The following is a 1,745-nucleotide window of genomic DNA, read 5'->3' as shown; positions in this document are numbered from 1 at the left end:
ACCTATCCTGCTCCCGCCTATTCACCCTATGCTGGTCGAACTTTCCCGGAACGGCCACTTTGGGGAGAGACGCATCTTCATACGGGACAATCTATGGACGCCGGAGGTTTCGGTGCGCGCCTTGACCATGAGGATGCTTATCGTTTTGCGCGCGGAGAAGAGATCATCGCGTCCTCTGGCCAGCCTGTTCGCCTGTCGCGCCCATTAGACTGGCTGGTTATTGCAGATCACTCGGACGGTATGGGCATGATCTTCGACGCTCTTGCAGGCAATCCGTCGGTTACGCGCTATGAACAGGGCAAACGTTGGTCCGACGGGTTCCGCGCGGGCGGACAGACAGCAGTGGATACAGCGCTTGACCTGATCGGAAGCGTTTCTCAGGGCGCCATCGAAGAGGAAATGTTCAACAATTACATGCCCGGCTCGCGAAGGTTCGCAACGATTTGGTCGGACAACCTCAAGACCGCCGAGCGCTTCTACGAGCCCGGCATCTTTACCCCAATGCTCGGGTTCGAATGGACTTCGCTCGTCGCGGGCAACAACATGCACCGCAACGTGATTTTCCGCGATGGGCCGGACCGCGTTGGGCAAGTTGTTCCCATGGTGATGACGCCGCCCTGGGGCAGTCCCGATCCCATGGATCTCTATGCCTATCTCGAGGCCTACGAGGAGAAGACCAACGGCGCGGTGCTGGCACTTGCACATAACGGCAACCTGTCCAACGGCGTAATGTTTCCGATCGACATCCGGTTCGACGGCTCGCCTGTGACTCAAGAGTACGTTGAAGCCCGGGCCAAATGGGAACCGCTCTATGAGATCACTCAGATCAAGGGCGACGGCGAGGCACACCCGTTTCTCAGCCCGAATGACGAGTTTGCCGACTATTACAATTGGGATGTCGGCAACCTCGATCTATCCGAAGCCAAGACCGAGGATATGCTGGCGCGAGAATATGCCCGCGAAGCGCTGAAGAGCGGGCTGGCGCTGGAAGCTGAGTTCGGGACAAATCCTTACAAGTTTGGGTTCAGCGGCGCGACAGACAGTCATACCGGTCTTGTGACCGCCGAAGAAGAGAATTTCTTTGGCAAGCACACCGGGTACGAGCCGTCCGCAGAGCGGATGCAGCATCCTTTCATGAAGAATGAAAACGGTGAGCTGTTCGCTTGGCAGATGGTCGCTGCCGGTCTCACGGCGGTCTGGGCCGAGGAGAATACCCGCGAAAGCATCTTCGACGCCATGGCGCGCAAGGAAGTCTACGCCACGACCGGCCCTAGAATATCGGTTCGTTTCTTCGGTGGCTGGGACTTTGACGAGGCCGATATCGCATCTCGTATTCCGTCAACCGTAGGGTATTCGAAAGGCGTGCCAATGGGCGCTGACCTGTCCGCTGCACCCGACGGTGCCGAGGCGCCAACATTCATGGTGGCCGCGCTAAGGGATCCGATTGGCGCCAACCTCGACCGCATCCAGGTCGTGAAGGGCTGGCTCAATGAGGACGGCACGACCAGCGAAGCCATCTATGACGTCGCCTGGTCCGACGGGCGCGTCCCCGGCTCGGATGGCATGCTGCCCGCGGTAGGCGATACGGTGAATGTGGCAACGGCGAGCTGGGCCAACTCGATCGGGGCATCCGAGCTTGCGACCGTCTGGACCGACCCGGATTTCGATCCGGCACGCCCGGCCTTCTACTACGCCCGGGTATTGGAGATCCCCACACCGCCTTGGTATGTCTACGATGCCTATCG

1 protein-coding gene is annotated in these 1,745 nt (G+C 59.4%); it reads left to right on the top strand.

Features of this window, described 5'->3' with window-relative positions:
- Positions 1–1,745, top strand: a 1,745-nt coding sequence (locus AC2FLZ_RS21915) for a DUF3604 domain-containing protein (protein ID WP_496882788.1), incomplete at both ends; no start/stop codon positions are given.

It is taken from the genome of Ruegeria sp. YKSF131, from assembly GCF_059612645.1.
Note: the sequence above shows the minus strand (reverse complement) of the source record. Positions and strands in the feature narration are given on the sequence as shown.